This window comes from Nostoc sp. FACHB-133 (genome assembly GCF_014698055.1).
In the GTDB taxonomy this organism is placed as follows: domain Bacteria; phylum Cyanobacteriota; class Cyanobacteriia; order Cyanobacteriales; family Nostocaceae; genus Nostoc.
Genome location: NZ_JACJSH010000006.1, coordinates 15,893 through 30,770, shown reverse-complemented (window position 1 = coordinate 30,770; position 14,878 = coordinate 15,893). Strand labels below are relative to the sequence as shown.

16 protein-coding genes and 2 pseudogenes are annotated in these 14,878 nt (G+C 42.6%); 7 read left to right on the top strand and 11 right to left on the bottom strand.

Annotated features, from left to right (window positions below):
* The first annotated feature begins 302 nt into the window (after positions 1-302).
* On the top strand, positions 303-791 hold the full coding sequence (locus tag H6G86_RS06845; protein WP_190933700.1) for a hypothetical protein: 489 nt from the start codon (positions 303-305) through the stop codon (positions 789-791).
* 93 nt (positions 792-884) lie between these two features.
* Positions 885-1,208: a translation initiation factor gene (locus tag H6G86_RS06840; RefSeq protein ID WP_190933699.1), complete on the top strand. Its 324-nt coding sequence runs from the start codon at positions 885-887 to the stop codon at positions 1,206-1,208.
* Positions 1,209-1,462: 254 nt separating this feature from the next.
* On the opposite strand, the gene mdh is transcribed toward H6G86_RS06840, so the two are convergent.
* The 5 genes from mdh to H6G86_RS06815 form a co-directional block, all read right to left on the bottom strand.
* The gene (mdh, locus tag H6G86_RS06835; RefSeq protein WP_190933698.1) at positions 1,463-2,446 is read right to left on the bottom strand and encodes a malate dehydrogenase; all 984 of its coding nucleotides are present in this window, start codon (positions 2,444-2,446) and stop codon (positions 1,463-1,465) included.
* A gap of 88 nt (positions 2,447-2,534) precedes the next feature.
* Positions 2,535-2,750 carry an NAD(P)H-quinone oxidoreductase subunit O gene (locus tag H6G86_RS06830; protein WP_114082812.1) on the bottom strand — a complete coding sequence of 72 codons (216 nt, stop codon included), beginning with the start codon at positions 2,748-2,750 and terminating at the stop codon, positions 2,535-2,537.
* Positions 2,751-2,836: 86 nt separating this feature from the next.
* On the bottom strand, positions 2,837-3,703 hold the full coding sequence (locus H6G86_RS06825) for a DNA-formamidopyrimidine glycosylase (RefSeq protein ID WP_190933697.1): 867 nt from the start codon (positions 3,701-3,703) through the stop codon (positions 2,837-2,839).
* Between the two features lie 251 nt (positions 3,704-3,954).
* Entirely contained in the window at positions 3,955-4,170 is a 216-nt protein-coding gene (locus tag H6G86_RS06820; protein ID WP_012410286.1) for a photosystem I reaction center subunit IV, read from the bottom strand.
* A gap of 287 nt (positions 4,171-4,457) precedes the next feature.
* Positions 4,458-5,042 carry a PAP/fibrillin family protein gene (locus H6G86_RS06815; RefSeq protein ID WP_190933696.1) on the bottom strand — a complete coding sequence of 195 codons (585 nt, stop codon included), beginning with the start codon at positions 5,040-5,042 and terminating at the stop codon, positions 4,458-4,460.
* Positions 5,043-5,284: 242 nt separating this feature from the next.
* Here H6G86_RS06815 and H6G86_RS06810 point away from each other — a divergent pair, with 242 nt between their 5' ends.
* Both H6G86_RS06810 and mraY read left to right on the top strand, forming a co-directional pair.
* Entirely contained in the window at positions 5,285-5,521 is a 237-nt protein-coding gene (locus H6G86_RS06810) for a DUF3134 domain-containing protein (RefSeq protein ID WP_012410288.1), read from the top strand.
* A gap of 79 nt (positions 5,522-5,600) precedes the next feature.
* The gene (mraY, locus tag H6G86_RS06805; protein WP_190933695.1) at positions 5,601-6,692 is read left to right on the top strand and encodes a phospho-N-acetylmuramoyl-pentapeptide-transferase; all 1,092 of its coding nucleotides are present in this window, start codon (positions 5,601-5,603) and stop codon (positions 6,690-6,692) included.
* 280 nt (positions 6,693-6,972) lie between these two features.
* On the opposite strand, the gene H6G86_RS06800 is transcribed toward mraY, so the two are convergent.
* The 4 genes and pseudogenes from H6G86_RS06800 to dtd all read right to left on the bottom strand — a co-directional run bounded on the left by H6G86_RS06800 (position 6,973) and on the right by dtd (position 10,341).
* The gene (locus H6G86_RS06800) at positions 6,973-8,730 is read right to left on the bottom strand and encodes a diguanylate cyclase (RefSeq protein WP_190933694.1); all 1,758 of its coding nucleotides are present in this window, start codon (positions 8,728-8,730) and stop codon (positions 6,973-6,975) included.
* 126 nt (positions 8,731-8,856) lie between these two features.
* Entirely contained in the window at positions 8,857-9,369 is a 513-nt protein-coding gene (locus tag H6G86_RS06795) for a MogA/MoaB family molybdenum cofactor biosynthesis protein (protein WP_190933693.1), read from the bottom strand.
* A 104-nt stretch (positions 9,370-9,473) separates the two neighbouring features.
* Entirely contained in the window at positions 9,474-9,815 is a 342-nt protein-coding gene (psb28, locus tag H6G86_RS06790) for a photosystem II reaction center protein Psb28 (RefSeq protein WP_185585945.1), read from the bottom strand.
* A 102-nt stretch (positions 9,816-9,917) separates the two neighbouring features.
* Positions 9,918-10,341: pseudogene (dtd, locus tag H6G86_RS06785) on the bottom strand (D-aminoacyl-tRNA deacylase).
* On the opposite strand from dtd, the pseudogene H6G86_RS38150 reads away from it, so the two are divergent.
* Positions 10,316-10,438, top strand: a pseudogene (locus H6G86_RS38150) (DUF4351 domain-containing protein); the annotation flags it as partial. The pseudogenes dtd and H6G86_RS38150 overlap by 26 nt on opposite strands.
* A gap of 14 nt (positions 10,439-10,452) precedes the next feature.
* Here H6G86_RS38150 and H6G86_RS06780 read toward each other — a convergent pair.
* Complete coding sequence (locus tag H6G86_RS06780) at positions 10,453-11,934, bottom strand: GTP-binding protein (protein ID WP_190933692.1); 1,482 nt, start codon at positions 11,932-11,934, stop codon at positions 10,453-10,455.
* Positions 11,935-12,167: 233 nt separating this feature from the next.
* Here H6G86_RS06780 and tpiA point away from each other — a divergent pair, with 233 nt between their 5' ends.
* Together tpiA and folP are read left to right on the top strand one after the other, a co-directional pair.
* The gene (gene tpiA / locus H6G86_RS06775; protein WP_163930153.1) at positions 12,168-12,899 is read left to right on the top strand and encodes a triose-phosphate isomerase; all 732 of its coding nucleotides are present in this window, start codon (positions 12,168-12,170) and stop codon (positions 12,897-12,899) included.
* A gap of 52 nt (positions 12,900-12,951) precedes the next feature.
* Positions 12,952-13,812: a dihydropteroate synthase gene (gene folP / locus H6G86_RS06770; RefSeq protein ID WP_190933691.1), complete on the top strand. Its 861-nt coding sequence runs from the start codon at positions 12,952-12,954 to the stop codon at positions 13,810-13,812.
* 3 nt (positions 13,813-13,815) lie between these two features.
* On the opposite strand, the gene H6G86_RS06765 is transcribed toward folP, so the two are convergent.
* Entirely contained in the window at positions 13,816-14,652 is an 837-nt protein-coding gene (locus H6G86_RS06765) for an SPFH domain-containing protein (protein WP_190933690.1), read from the bottom strand.
* Positions 14,653-14,878 lie beyond the last annotated feature (226 nt).

Sequence of the window (14,878 nt, the reverse complement as noted above, 5' to 3'; positions counted from 1 at the left end):
CTGTATCTTTGTAATTTATTTACTCAGAAAAAATAACCGAGAAATTGCTGAATATTTCGGCGTTTCAGCTAAATAGATTAATTAAAAATCAATAATATATTTCTTTGGGATGAATGCAATTTCTCTCAAAGGCAGGATGGAACAAGTGAGGAAACCGATCATCATAAAAGTGAAACGCTGTAGCTGTGCAGTTACAAATTAAGTGAAATATGTTTTTTCAATCCCAGGTGAAATAACAGGATTTCCAACTTGGTTTTTGCAACAGCGAGGCTTTTAGCAAATACAGGTGATGAAGAAATCCAATGAACACAATATTTAAAGAACGTAAAATAGTGTCGCGTCTATTTGCAGTGCTACTTTCGGCATTGTTAATGGTACCCTTGCTGAGTAGCTGCGGAGGCGGTTCCCAAAAAGCTTCAGTACCACCACCTGTTGATGATACCGTTGGTAGAACAGTCAGCGATCGCACAAACCAAACCGAAGTTAAGAAAGGATTGGGTACAGGACAAAAAGTAGCAATTTTAGCGGGAGCTGCCGCACTTTATTACCTCTACAACCAACATAAGAATGCTCCACAAGAAGGAGCGCAAGGTAAGTACTATCTTTCCAAGAACGGGCGCGTATACTACCGCGATGCAGAACATCGCGCTCACTGGGTAACTCCACCACCAGAAGGAATCCGAGTACCCGAATCTGAAGCACAAAAGTATCGGGAATTCCAAGGCTATAACCGGAATTCTACAGGTCGCGATCTAACTGGTATAACTTCATCCGCAGCACCAGCACTCTAGATCGGCGAAGCGTGTGTAAATATCAAGCGGGTTTCCCGGAGGATAACGCCATCGCGCACGTCGGAAACACGAACTTAAATCAGGAGACAGATTATGGTAAATGAATTTTTCCGAAAGGCGAAAGATTTACTCTTGGGATCAAACAGCGATCAAGATGCTGAATTCCGCGATCGCAATGTACGTCCAGCCAGCGAAGACCCCTACGGCGATCCCGCAGATCCAGCGTCTTACGGCAACGTTATTCCAGCCAGTCAAGATCCCTACGGCGACCCCGCAGATATATCGTCTTACGGCAACGTTCGCCCAGCTAGTGAAGACCCTTACGGCGACCCCGCAGACACAGGGGAGTTTGGTGATGTCCGCCCAGCCAGCGAAGACCCCTACGGCGACCCCGCAGATGAGGATTACCGTCGTTAACGCGAATGGCACAAATATTCTGGTGAGTTTGACGAACCTCTCTCCCTGCCTTGAACTTTAGTTCAAGTCTGTCCCTCTCCGACTCGGAGAGGGACTGTTTTATGTAGTAAGAGAATTGCAAAAAATAAATTATCCACAAAGACACGATAAATCGCCGTCTCTACAAATAATCAGTCCTTTGTAGAGACGGCGATTTATCGCGTCTCTTCCCTTAACCGAACCGTATTGCACTATATGACATGTTGAATTACGAATTAGGAATTATTTTTGTTACCCAAAATTTCCTGCGATCGCTCAATATTTTGACGCACAGATTGAGCCGAAGTATGCAAACCCTCTCTTTCTTCATCGCTGAGTGTCAATTCCAAAACACTCTCAATTCCACCGCATCCCAACCGACAGGGAACACCAATTACAACATCTTCTAAACCGTATTCACCTTGCAGATATGCCGCTACAGGCAACAACCTCGACTGATTTAATAAAATCGATTCTACCATCACGCTAGTAGCGGATGCTGGAGCAAAAAAAGCACCTCCCGTCTGCATCAATTCCACAATTTCTGCGCCACCGTTGCGTGTTCTTTCCACCAAGCGTTCAATTGTGGCTGCATCCAGCAATTCAGTGATGGGAATGCCGTTAACGGTAGCATAACGAGACAAGGGAACCATTAAATCGCCGTGGCTACCCAATACCATCGCTTTGACATCGGCGGGTAAAACGCCCAATTCTAGGGCAATAAAGGTCTCAAAACGGGCGGAATCTAACACACCAGCCATACCCATAATGCGATCGCGTGGTAAACCCGTTGCTTGCCAAGCTAAATAAGTCATCACATCCAAGGGATTGGTGACGACAATAAAAATAGCATTGGGAGAATGAGCGATCGCATTTTTTGCCGCTTCCACCACAATCTTGGCATTGGTTTTCAGCAAATCATCCCGACTCATCCCTGGTTTGCGAGGAAGTCCTGCGGTAATCACCACAATTTGAGAACCAGATGTATCAGCATAATTATTTGTGCCGATAATCTGGCGATTATGTATTTCAATTCCCCTGGCTTCCATCAAATCCAGCGCCAAGCCTTGGGGCATTCCTGCAATAATATCTAGTAAAACTACATCTGCAAGGTTTTTCTCTGCAATGCGTTGAGCTAAAGTGCTACCAACTCTACCCGCACCCACGATGGTGACACGGGGTAAATTACACACAATTGGGGAGTTAGGAGAAAAAGACATAATTATTAAAGTGCGATTTTTATCAACAAGAATTCAAGAGTCAGAATTCATCCTGACTCTTGGATTATGACTTCTAAATTCTTTGTGCTTATTTAAACTCTTCTAGTTGATCGACGCGTAACCAAACGTTTGGCGTTGGCACTTTCCCAAACTTAATCAGGGCGTAATCACCTTTAACATCTACTATTTCACCCTTGGTTTCAAACAAATAAGAAGGAAAGCGAGTATCACTGGCTTTTGCTTCCAGACTGTTTTCCAGTTTCTCGCGGATAGCGCGAACCATATCTCCCTTTTTAACTGCCATGAATTCCCCTCTCAAATTTCTAGATTGTTTTATCTGCATTTTAGGAGACTTCCGAATTAGAAGTAACAATTCCTGTAAAAACGCGATTAATCGCGTCTCCTAATTCCCCCTGGCGTTTGACACTCAGAGCAAAAATGACTAGATCGCCCAGCTAGCCTAATCCGTTGAATTGGCATACCACAAACTCGACAGGGTTCTCCAGCGCGATTATAAACCCAGGCAACACCACCATAGTTGCCGTTAGTACCTTTAACATTTAGGAAATTACTAAAAGTCGTACCACCAGCTTCAATGCTGGTTTCTAAAACTTGAATGATGGCTGTTCGCAAAAGCTCAATTTGCTTTAGCTGCAAATCTATACACAAAGTTTCAGGTAAAATTCCACTCTTAAACAGGGCTTCATCGGCATAAATGTTGCCTAATCCCGCCACTACAGACTGATCGAGTAGCGCAGTTTTAATCGGACGGCGGCGGTTTTTGAGTTTGCTTGCTAGATATTCAACAGTGAATTCTGGCGAAAATGGATCTGCTGCCAGTTTTGCCAAACCAGTGATAATACTCTCTACAGCAACACCAGGCGGAACCCACCAAATTTTACCGAAGGTGCGCTGATCGACAAAACGTAATTCCTGCTGATTCCCAAAAAATAATCTAACCCGCGTGTGCTTATGTAATGGTTCATCTCGATGCAGCCATAGTAATTGACCAGTCATTCGCAGATGAACCCCTAGCCAACTGGTTGAAGAAGGGGAAGAGAGTTCGGCCAGGAGATATTTACCGCGACGATGCCAAGTAGCGATCGCATTTTTTTCAATTCCATTAACAAACTCACCAACAGAAAACGGGTAGGCGATGGTGCGATTGAGCAACACATCTCCACCCGTAATTTCTTGGTTAAGAGTCAATTGATTTAGACCCTTTCGGACTGTTTCAACTTCAGGCAGTTCAGGCATTTAAGCTGATTAAGCAGACAATTTTGATGTACTTGGGGGTTCAAATAAATAAGAGATGGGATACTAACTTACACATCCGTAGATGGCTCGTATTATTACCCAAAAGAAACCGTGAATACCCGCAGGGCGGCTCTCATAGATTAGGGTAGGCTAGGGTGAAGAATGAATGAACTGAAATTTTCAGATTTCATACTTCAGACTTAAGACTACCCTTCATCATCGCATCAAACAACCCCCTTGTAGCTTTGCTGCTATTTTTTAGCTGGTTTAGCCTTTGGTGCTTCAACCTCGACTAATTCATCTTGGGCAAAGTTGTTGGTATTGATACCAGAGTAATTGACCTTTTCAAAGCGGACAATTACAGGGTATTTGATGCCGCTTTGGTCAATGGAAGCCACAGTTCCTAGATCCTGAAACCAGTAGGATTCAGGGCGGAGAATACGTACTTTAGAACCACGTTGAACCATGATTATTTTCCCTTTTAGTTATCAATCGCCAATCTAGAGGGCTAATTGATTTCACTCTACAACCTGAAGGTCGCGGCAGGAGTATTTGTTAAGTTATTTGTCTGAATTGGTACTGGGGAATGGCGCACAAGAGGTAGAGGGGAGGGGTAAGGGGAAAATTCAAATTATCTCTTTTCCTTCTGCTCTACTCCCCACTCCCAAAAAAATTTAAAAAGGTATCATACCCTACTTGACAAGGTGTACATTATAGCTTACCTTCATTCGCAAATAGTATTTTTGTACAAACTTTATGTTTTACTCAATATGAACACGCTCCCCTCGTTACCTCTGCCAATCCGCAGATCGTTATCTATATAAGTGATATCTAACCAGCCTTGCTGTTTATCACTGTTTATGGCAACATCAATCGCCGGAAATTTTCTACCTGCTTCAATTTGTTGGATAAAAGTTCCCGGAGAATTGTATTCTATTAAACGTTGTAAGCCGATAATAGACCGCTCAAATTTCACTTGGACACGCCGACCTGAAACTGGCTCAAATTTAGCAGCAATGCTGACTAATCCTTCTAAATAAGGTAAGCCATAAATCTCAGCTATGTTGTAAACACTGGTAGTCTCTACCCGGATACACTGATAGATTTGACCCAATTTACAAAAAGGTAGACGATCTAAATTTAAAAGAGCCTTGCTAGTGGTGTATAGTAATCGCCAATTGCCATCTAGCAAATTACCAGCTTCTACCGGGCGGGGTGTAGGATTAAAGTCTTCTAAATTGGCGATCGCAGCTAAGATAGCTTGTTTCTGTGCTTCAGTCGCCAGTAGACCACGATTTGTACCAGCGATCGCATCCATGAGAGCCGCTTTTCCCATCATCGCCTGTCACCTCTAAAATCAGTCACTTTCCATCAGCATAAACAAGATATTCATAACCTATGTGTAGAGCCATAAAAATTACTAAGAATTGCTTGACTTAAGCCTTATGCCTATTAAATAAAAAATTTCTATCTGAATGCGGATTTATTCACTAAAGGGTTGAAAAGATAACTAAATAAATCCGTGTCAAGTGATAGACTCTAAATGTCAACTTACGTAAACCTTTTCTTGTCTTCTTTGATATGTTGAACTCTCCATTACGTGAAGAACCCCGTAACCAGCGAGCCCATGTCATCCCCCTCAAGCCAGAGTCCTCTTTGTTGGATTGGTTGGAAAATAAAGGTCGGATCATAACACGTGACGTTCACGACCCGGATTTTCAAGATGGTGAAGAAGAAATAGACTCCCTAATGGGTGTAGAAGATGGGATTGGCTACGACCTTGATGATGATGACGATATAGGAATCGCCGAGGATTAGCCTTTTAAGGCTAGGGACTTGGTAGTATCCCTAGCTACTAATATTCAATTTTATAAGTGTGGAGTGAAGGGAAACTTCTGTGGACGCTAAATTATCTCCTGAGCAAGGATTAAATATTTCTGGAATTGCACTAGCCTCTTTATTAGCCATCGGGCTAGGTACAACAGCATTTTTCTTGGATTCGATGGCCAACAGGCTACCCTGGCAAAGTATGTCGCTAACCCTGCCACTGTTGTTGTGTGCTATGGGTTCAGGTGTGGTTGGCTTTTGGGTAATACCTTTACTCCAAGCACTCAAAACTGGACAAATAATCCGCGAAGATGGCCCCCAAGCCCATCTAAAAAAAGCAGGCACTCCCACAATGGGAGGTATATTCTTTATCCCTGTAGGTGTAATTATTGCCTGCATATTGTCCAACTTTGCTACAGATGTTCTTGCAGTTTCGGCATTGACAACCAGCTACGGATTGATTGGCTGGCTCGACGATTGGCAAATTCTGCGCCGGAAATCAAATAAAGGTATATCTCCCCGAACAAAACTTGCTTTGCAAGTTGGTTTTGCGGCAGTATTTTGCCTCTGGCTAATGTTTAATCAACCTTCTAATATTACAAATATTGCTTTACCTTGGGTCAGCTTCACACTACCATTAGGATTTCTATTTTGGCCAATAGCCGGTTTTGTGCTAGTTGCAGAAAGTAACGCGACTAATTTAACAGATGGTATTGATGGCTTGGCAGCAGGAACAGTAGCGATCGCACTTTTGGCATTAGGAGCCTTAATTGCACCTACAGCACCAGGGTTAATGGTTTTCTGTGCGGCTTTAAGTGGTGGTTGTTTAGGTTTCTTAGCCCATAATCGTAACCCAGCCCGCGTTTTCATGGGAGATACCGGTTCCCTCGCACTGGGAGGAGCATTAGCTGCTGTAGCGCTATTGACAAACACCTTAGTAGCACTGTTCATTCTCAGTGGTATCTTCTTCGTAGAAACTCTTTCGGTGATGGCACAGGTAAGTTATTACAAAGCCACCAAGGGCCCTGATGGCAAAGGCAAGCGCCTCTTTAAAATGGCACCCTTACACCATCATTTAGAACTCACTGGCTGGTCAGAATTGCAAGTGGTTGGAGTATTTTATGTTATCGCGGCTATTTTGGCTGCCATCTGCTTGGCGTAGGCGCAGCCCAACCCAGGCATCACTCCATTCTGAATCATGTTTTGAGAAAATAGTAAAAGATAAAAAACAACTCCCACATCTTCAGGGAGTTGTTTTTTTATACGGGAAAATGCTTTATCGAACAGAATTCTTTTTCAACCAAAACCCTCGTAGAAACGCGAAATTGCACTGAGCTTCTCTACACTCTATTCCACCGCTTACAGAATTACGAATTACGTACAGCCCTTTGGGCATGAAAACAGCGTAGCGGGGCGTAGCCCATTACGAATTACGAATTATTTTAATCGTACCTATTTACATACTCCATAACCCGATTCTTCCCTGTTCGCTTTGCTTCAAGCATCGCTTGATTTGCTCGATTCAAAAAATCTTTAACTGTAATCCCTGGTTCTGATACAGCTATTCCAAAAGAGGCGGTGATTCCTTGAAGGATCTGATCGCCATCCTTCAATTGCATTTGTTCAACATCTGCCCTTAATTGTTCTACTCGCTTCCTGAGCGCTTCCAGCGTCATATTAGGCATGACAATCACAAATTCTTCACCACCCCATCTGCAAGGAATATCAAAAGAGCGAATAGATTTTAACAGCAGTTTTCCTAATCCCTGAATAACAATATTGGCAGTCACATGCCCATAGCGCGAGTTATAAGATTTGAAGTTATCGATATCAAGGAAAATAACACTAAGAGGTTCTCCCGATCGTTCCGCTTCAGCTAGCCTTTGTTCAGTTATAGTTTCCATATAGCTTTGATTGAATAGTTGGGTCATCCCATCCCGCAAATTCTCATAGGTAAGACGTTGTTTTATTGATAGATTATTTAGTGCAAAGCCTAAAGTTCTAGCAATAATCTCACTGATTTGTTGATCTTCTGGACTGATCTTTTCAAGGGCATAAATGTGTAGAATCCCAACTACTTCGCCTTGTCCAAACAATGGAACACACAGATGTGTACCGCTAACAGGCTGGATTAAATGGCTGCATATTAGTCCTGATTTACCAGAAGATAAAAGGTTGAATTTGCCTCTCCGCAATGCCCAACATTCAGATTGTGAAAATATTTCTTTACTGGTTCTGATTCTTTCGTCTCCCCAAATACTATTTATCTGAACATAATTTTTAGAATTAGCAATTATACAGATATAACCACTCATATTAGGAAATAGCTTAGAACAGGTTAAAGCGACTGCTTGATACACCTCATCTTTAGACTCGCAACAATAAAGCATATCTGCCATATCTGAGAGATATATGAGTTCTTGTTTTTTGGCTTCTAATTTCAGTGTTTTTTCTTCTAATTGCCGATTTAGATCGGTGAGCGATCGCTGTGCTTCTATAGATTCTGTAATATCGATACTGATCCCACCGATGCGGCGATCGCCCGTTGCGCCATCGCTAAACGGAAACTTAAACGATAGCCAGTAACATGGCTGATTATTGCCAGGTATTTTTACCTTTTCAATCAGCTTTAAGGGGCGTAGAGTCTTCAAAACGACTCGATCGTTTTCCATTACTCTCTGCCCCTCTTCGGGATCTGGCAAGAATTCACTATCCGTTTTTCCTAACCATTCTTGTGAATCTACTGAAAATCTAGACTGTAGCTCCTGGTTGTAATAAAGCACTCTAGATTGCTCATCTTTGATATAGGCCCCAAAGGGGCCCTGATCTAGAAATAGCCGTTGCATCTGCTGGCTGCGTTGAAGTTCGCGGGTATCTTCTTGATATTTGGCGATCGCCTCTACAATTTGATAAGCCGTTGGCATTAAGTAGAGTAAGGCAGACAAAGAAACAAACGCCATTACATCAAGCACGACTAAGTGCAACAGCGACACTGCCAAATGTTTCTCAAAAATCGCCAAAAGGTGATGAAATCCGCAAAGTAGTACGAATCCACCTGATAATAAAAAGGCTAGCCAAAACTTAGAAGGGATAGTTGCCTTAGTTTTGGCAAAGAAAACCCCTATTAATACGGGGATGCCAAAGTATGAAAATGCAGTGATGCTGTGAGCAATTATGCAATTCCAGTAAATAGGCTGCATTGCTTATCTAATATGAATATTTCATCCGTTTCACTATAATTCTGGGTAGTTGCAAGATGTAAGTAGAGAAAGGATGATTTCAGTGCCTCATAGCTTAGTTTTATGATAACCCCCCTGAAAGGCTGCTCATTTCACTCCCTTACAAAGCTGACTTACCAAGTGAGTGAGTTCAGGCACAATCAGTTTTTCCATTGCCAGCCGCACAGCATTACTAGAACCAGGAAGCGAGAAGATTAATTTATCTTGATAAACACCAGCAACAGCGCGAGAAGCGATCGCTCGCGAACCAATTTCTTGATAACTTAAAAAACGGAATAACTCACCAAATCCCGGCAAAGTTTTCTCCAATAACTTCTCAATGGCATCATAAGTAGTATCTCTTGGCGCAATACCTGTGCCACCATTAAAAATTACAGCATCCAAATTTGAGCTTTTACCCAAATTTTCTATCTGCTCTTGAATCTGTGTTGGTTCATCTTTGATAATCGTGTAGGCTCCAACAGCATAGTTAGCACCAAGAAGTAACTGCTGAATTAGCTGACCACTTTTGTCTGTTTCGGGTGTGCGTGTATCGCTGACAGTAACCACAGCGCAAGTTACCGTAATCCCAAGCGAATCTGGATGTGGTTGTTGTGTCATGGATTAGGGTTTTAACTTTTGATAATGGGCAATTGGGCACGGAGAATGGCGCATTGGACATGAAAAAATTACCTATGCCATTCGCCATTCACCCTACACACTATTTATTTTTCAGCTTTGCTGAGTCCAAGATCGTTTTCTTCAGCATACCGTTCCATGAAGCGCATAAACCGATCCCATTCTTGGGCAGATTTCATTACGTAAAGTGCTTCTAATGCTTCCGGTTTTCCGTTGACAAATTTTGCCTTAACTTCACGGGTAATTATTTCGCCTTCTTCGTCACTCAAGTACATCCCGGTAATATCTTCGGTGCTACCTTGATCTAAAATTTTCGGATTCGTAAAAATAAACGTGGCTGTACCACTGTCACCAGTGCGCGATCGCGTCAGCCGCACTTCTGGAATTACTACTTCGTCAAGACCTTTAGAAAACTGGATTTTCGCCATGATGAATGAATTTAAACTTTTGTGATGGTTAATTTAATATTCTCTCATCAATTAGAACTCCACTGTCTATAGGCTTCTGTTATTCTTTTTTGGTATATATACTTAAATTGCTTCTTTGTCTAGTATTAAAGTCACAGGGCCATAATTTTCAATTGTAACTTCCATCATTGCACCAAATTGATCGGTTTCCACTAGCTCTTAATTTGGTAACAAAACGATTATACAAATCTGCTGCTGATTGGGGAAGGGCTGAAGGGTCAAAAGAAGGACGGCGGCCTTTGCGACAATCACCATAAAGAGTAAACTGACTTACTACTAATAAATCGCCACCAATTTCTTGCACAGATTTTTGCCAACGGTCGTCTCCTTCCTCGTCAGGAAACAGCCGCAATTCCAAAGATTTACGTACCATCCAGTCAATTTCCGCATCAGTATCAGTATTAGCAATACCCACAAGTAAATTTAGCCCCCGCCCAATTTTGCCGACAATTTCACCGTTAATAGATTCATCAATATTCAAGAGAATTCGAGTCTTATCTACTGAACAATTAGAAGAAGAATTTTTAGACTTTTCAAATGTGTCTGATTTAGTCGCTTGGCTTGAGGAAAATACCAGCAGTTGAAATAAATCTATACATCACTTTTTGAGTTTTACCTTATGGAGTAATTCATCTTTAATCCGGTTGAAAATTGAGGTTTCATCCAGATTTGCCAGAATCCGATTAATTACTGCTTTTGGCCCATCAGGCCCCCAAGTCGCGCCATTGGCTAAATAAACTTTGGTAACTTGCCCAATACCGTAAGAAGAAACACCAGCTACTCCCCCTTGCGTAAGTGCCACTGATATATAAGGGCCAAGGGCAATACCTGCTGTAGCTGTTGCAGAGATACCAAGTAAAGTTTTCAATCCACTCAAACCCAAGTTTGCCAACAATTCACTAGCACCAATTCCGCCCATACTCAGGGCGATTTTTTGTAGCAGTTGTACAGCACCAGATTCAGTCATAGAGAAGCCATAAAGCTTAGATAAACCCAAAATCAGAGCAATATCAATGACCACACTACTCAGAATATCTACCACAGTTACGGGATTAAGTGCGATCGCTAATGCTTTAGTCATCACAGCCTTCCAAATCAACTGATTGGCATTCTGTTCCCGAATCATCAGTTTTCGCTCGATTAACTGCTCATTTACAACGTCGGCATAAAGCATGGTATTAAGAGCAACCAAGGCTTTACCCTCACGGTGCAGAATCTCCAAGATTTTCAGCTTCAATTCTTCAACTTGGGCATTCCCTGTACGCAACTGTATGCCCCTAGTACCATCAGGGCGACGAATCGCCGTCTTCACCAATGGCGATGCCGCAGCCATAACAATTTCTAAAGGCGTGAGTAATTCCCGCACCCTTTCATCGCGGATTTTGTGATAAATTGCCATCCGGTCAGCTTCTGGATACTGGTCTACTTTGTTAAACACCAGAATGATCGGTTTACCTGCTTCCCGCAACTGAGAAAGGGCAGCGTATTCTAGCTTTGTCATATCGCCAGAGATTACAAACAGAATCAAATCTGCTTGTTTGGCAATCTGTTCAGCTAACACAGCACGGGTTGCACCATCTACTTCGTCTAACCCAGGAGTATCAATCAATTCCACCTGCGATTGACCTACGCCAGGGAGAGTAACCCGTAAAGCCCGTTCAGTTTCTCCAATCGCTTCTTCACTAATACTCCAATTAACTGTTTGTGCAGTCCGAGTGACACCGTGCAGCGGCCCAGTTTCAAATACTGTTTGTCCCACCAAAGAATTGAGTAGCGAAGACTTACCACGCCCTACCATGCCAAAAGCTGCAATCTGCACTATCATGCGGTCTAACTTCCCCAGCATAGTTTCCAAATCAGCAATTTCCGTTTCCAATCCGGTTTTTTCTTGGGGGGTGAGGTCGAGATTGGCTACTAAGTTTCGCAGCGCGGTTTGTGCTTGTTTATAGTTCAGTTCTGTCTGAATGTCTTCAAAACTGAAAATAGCGCTATCCAGTTCTTCCTCCCAACTGAGAGAATTTGCGTCAGTGTTAGCGGAATCGCTTTGATCAGGTTCAGGCACAGGTAATGTCGAAGTCATATCAATATGAGGTTTGAAATTTTGGGATTTTTAAATTACCCCTGTCTCTTATCCTAGTTATTTTTAACAAGGGTTTGGGGAGTAGGGGGGCAGTGGTGCATAAAAGAATAACTCTTGACTAATGACTAATGACTAATGACCAATGACCAATGACCAATGACTAATGGATAACAAAAAGTCATAAACTGAAAAATGCATCTAAATAGCACGTTAGAATCTTGACTAAATTACCTGTGCGGAAAATCGTTATTGCCGGCAACTGGAAAATGTTCAAAACCCAGGCAGAAACCCAGGAGTTTTTACAAGGATTTCTGCCCCACTTAGAGGAAACCCCCCAAGGGCGAGAAGTTATATTGTGCCCTCCGTTCACTAATTTGAGTGTTTTGTCCAAAACTTTGCACGGTAGCCTCATCCAACTGGGGGCACAAAATATCCATTGGGAAGAATTTGGAGCCTATACAGGTGAGATTTCTGGCCCAATGCTGACAGAAAGTGGTGTACGCTTTGTGATTGTCGGTCATAGCGAACGACGGCAATACTTTGGTGAAACGGACGCAACTGTTAATCTGCGCCTCCGAACTGCTCAAAGGTTTGGTTTGACTCCAATTCTCTGTGTTGGTGAAACTAAACAACAACGAGATGCAGGAGAAACTGAAGCACTGATTGCTCTCCAACTCGACAAAGGTTTGGTAGATATCGATCAGAATAATTTGGTGATTGCCTACGAGCCAATTTGGGCAATTGGGACTGGTGAAACTTGTGAAGCAGTGGAAGCTAATCGAATAATTGGCTTAATTCGGAGCCAGTTGAGTAATCCAAATGTATCAATTCAATATGGTGGCTCAGTGAAGCCAAATAATATTGATGAAATCATGGCTCAACCAGAAATCGATGGCGTTTTAGTCGGAGGAGCAAGTTTAGAACCTGAGAGTTTCGCTCGGATTGTGAATTTTCACTTAGTGTAATGTGCCTTATTTTCGTTCCCATGCTCTGCATGGGAATGCCTAATGTAGATTTATGCCAAGCAATTTAATAATTCGAGAACGCTGTTTCGAGTGGGGACAGCGAACTTATTTGATGGGCATTTTGAATGTAACGCCTGATAGCTTTAGTGATGGGGGTGAGTTTAACACTACCTCTGCGGCTTTAGTGCAGGCGCAAGCATTGGTAGCGGCTGGTGCTGACATTATCGATGTGGGTGGTCAATCAACTCGGCCAGGGGCAAAGCAAATAACTCTGGCGGAGGAACTTGACCGGGTGTTATCGGTGTTACAGGTGCTAAGACCAGAAATTTCAGTCCCGATTTCTGTAGATACAACCCGTGCAGCTGTAGCCAAGGCATCTGTAGAAGCTGGAGCGGATATTATTAATGATATTTCTGGCGGCACTTTTGACTCAGAAATGTTGCCGACAGTTGCAGAGTTAAGTGTACCGATAATTTTAATGCACATCCGTGGGACACCACAGACGATGCAACAACAGACTGATTATCAAGATTTGCTCGGTGAAATTTCTAGTTTTTTGGCTCGGCAAATTCAGGCAGCAACTACTGCGGGCATCGATCTGGATAAAATTATTATTGATCCTGGTATTGGTTTTGCTAAGAACTATGAGCAAAATTTAGAAATTTTTCGCGGCTTGCGATCGCTAACAACACTCAATTGTCCTATCTTGGTAGGAGCATCCCGTAAAAGTTTCATTGGTCGCATTTTAAATCAACCAGATCCCAAAGCACGAGTTTGGGGAACGGCAGCAGCTTGTTGTGCTGCTATTTTTAATGGCGCTGATATCCTCCGAGTTCACGATGTTCAAGAAATGCATGATGTTTCACTAGTAGCCGATGCTCTATTGAGACAACGTACACAGCTTAATTGCTAGGTATTAGCGTTCTTCGTTTTTTTTGCCGTTACCTTCTTGAGTTACTGACTCAGCTATCAACTCCTGAAACATTTCACTTGAGTTAGCTGGGTCTACAAAGACAATTTTGGCGTTATTGCTCTCACCAAGTTTTTGGCTAGCATCTACGTAATCTTGAGCCACGAGATACCGCAGAATATCCCTACTATCTGGATTGGAACGGAGAGCTTGAGAAATGATTTGCACTGAAGCCATAGTTCCTTCTGCTTTCTTAATAGCAGCTTCCTTTTCCCCTTCTGCTTCGGTAATTAGCGCCCGTTTTTTGATGACGGCGGCTTGCTCCTCTTCTCTAGACTTTCGCACACTTTCAGGTAGGGTAATTCTCTGAATATCTAACCGGAGAATCTCAACTCCCCAATCTGCCGTTACATTATTCAACTGATCTAATATAGCTGAGTCCATCTCTGCTCTAGAGACGTTGGTCTGCTCTAGGGTATTTTGGGCAATGATTTCTCGGAGCGTAGTTGTAGTTATCTGTGTTAATGCCCCTTGCAGATCCTCAATCGCGTAAAAGCTTCTCTCAATATCTCGAATGCGCCAGTATACAATAGCATCCACTTCTACGTAAATATTATCTTGGGTGATCACATTCTGAGGTTTGATGTCTGTATACTGCTCTCGTGTAGTATCTTCCATCACAATCTGATCTACCAAGGGAACAATAAAGTTCAACCCCGGTTTAAGTTTCCGATGATACCGCCCCAAACGTTCAACTAGGGCTTCATTTCCTTGATTAATCAGTTTTGCAGAACCTAATGCATAACCTATAAGGGCTAAAACTATAGCAATAATTGGCTCCATGTATGCTCCTATTCGGCTTTTGGGAGAATTTAGTGTCAAAGATATGCTACTAGCTTGTCATATCTTTAGAGTTTAATGTTTTGAGTCTGTAATTTTATGAACACCAGCAGCGATGTCGAGTCGCTGCGCGTCTTGTACATAATTTTCTAAGTAAAACTATTTTGCGGAATGCGTAGAAGCTTTACTTCTTGTCGTCAGACATCGCTATTAAAGCACCTCGATCGCA

Coding starts and splice junctions, on each gene's coding strand:
- H6G86_RS06810 (WP_012410288.1), top strand. CDS start 5,285: ATGTTGAACTCTCCATTACGTGAAGAACCCCGTAACCAGCGAGCCCAT.
- H6G86_RS06795 (WP_190933693.1), bottom strand. CDS start 9,369: ATGACACAACAACCACATCCAGATTCGCTTGGGATTACGGTAACTTGC.
- H6G86_RS06765 (WP_190933690.1), bottom strand. CDS start 14,652: ATGGAGCCAATTATTGCTATAGTTTTAGCCCTTATAGGTTATGCATTA.
- H6G86_RS06830 (WP_114082812.1), bottom strand. CDS start 2,750: ATGGCAGTTAAAAAGGGAGATATGGTTCGCGCTATCCGCGAGAAACTG.
- H6G86_RS06840 (WP_190933699.1), top strand. CDS start 885: ATGGTAAATGAATTTTTCCGAAAGGCGAAAGATTTACTCTTGGGATCA.
- psb28 (WP_185585945.1), bottom strand. CDS start 9,815: ATGGCGAAAATCCAGTTTTCTAAAGGTCTTGACGAAGTAGTAATTCCA.
- H6G86_RS06845 (WP_190933700.1), top strand. CDS start 303: ATGAACACAATATTTAAAGAACGTAAAATAGTGTCGCGTCTATTTGCA.
- H6G86_RS06815 (WP_190933696.1), bottom strand. CDS start 5,042: ATGATGGGAAAAGCGGCTCTCATGGATGCGATCGCTGGTACAAATCGT.
- H6G86_RS06800 (WP_190933694.1), bottom strand. CDS start 8,730: ATGCAGCCTATTTACTGGAATTGCATAATTGCTCACAGCATCACTGCA.
- H6G86_RS06780 (WP_190933692.1), bottom strand. CDS start 11,934: ATGACTTCGACATTACCTGTGCCTGAACCTGATCAAAGCGATTCCGCT.
- folP (WP_190933691.1), top strand. CDS start 12,952: ATGCCAAGCAATTTAATAATTCGAGAACGCTGTTTCGAGTGGGGACAG.
- H6G86_RS06820 (WP_012410286.1), bottom strand. CDS start 4,170: ATGGTTCAACGTGGTTCTAAAGTACGTATTCTCCGCCCTGAATCCTAC.
- H6G86_RS06825 (WP_190933697.1), bottom strand. CDS start 3,703: ATGCCTGAACTGCCTGAAGTTGAAACAGTCCGAAAGGGTCTAAATCAA.
- mdh (WP_190933698.1), bottom strand. CDS start 2,446: ATGTCTTTTTCTCCTAACTCCCCAATTGTGTGTAATTTACCCCGTGTC.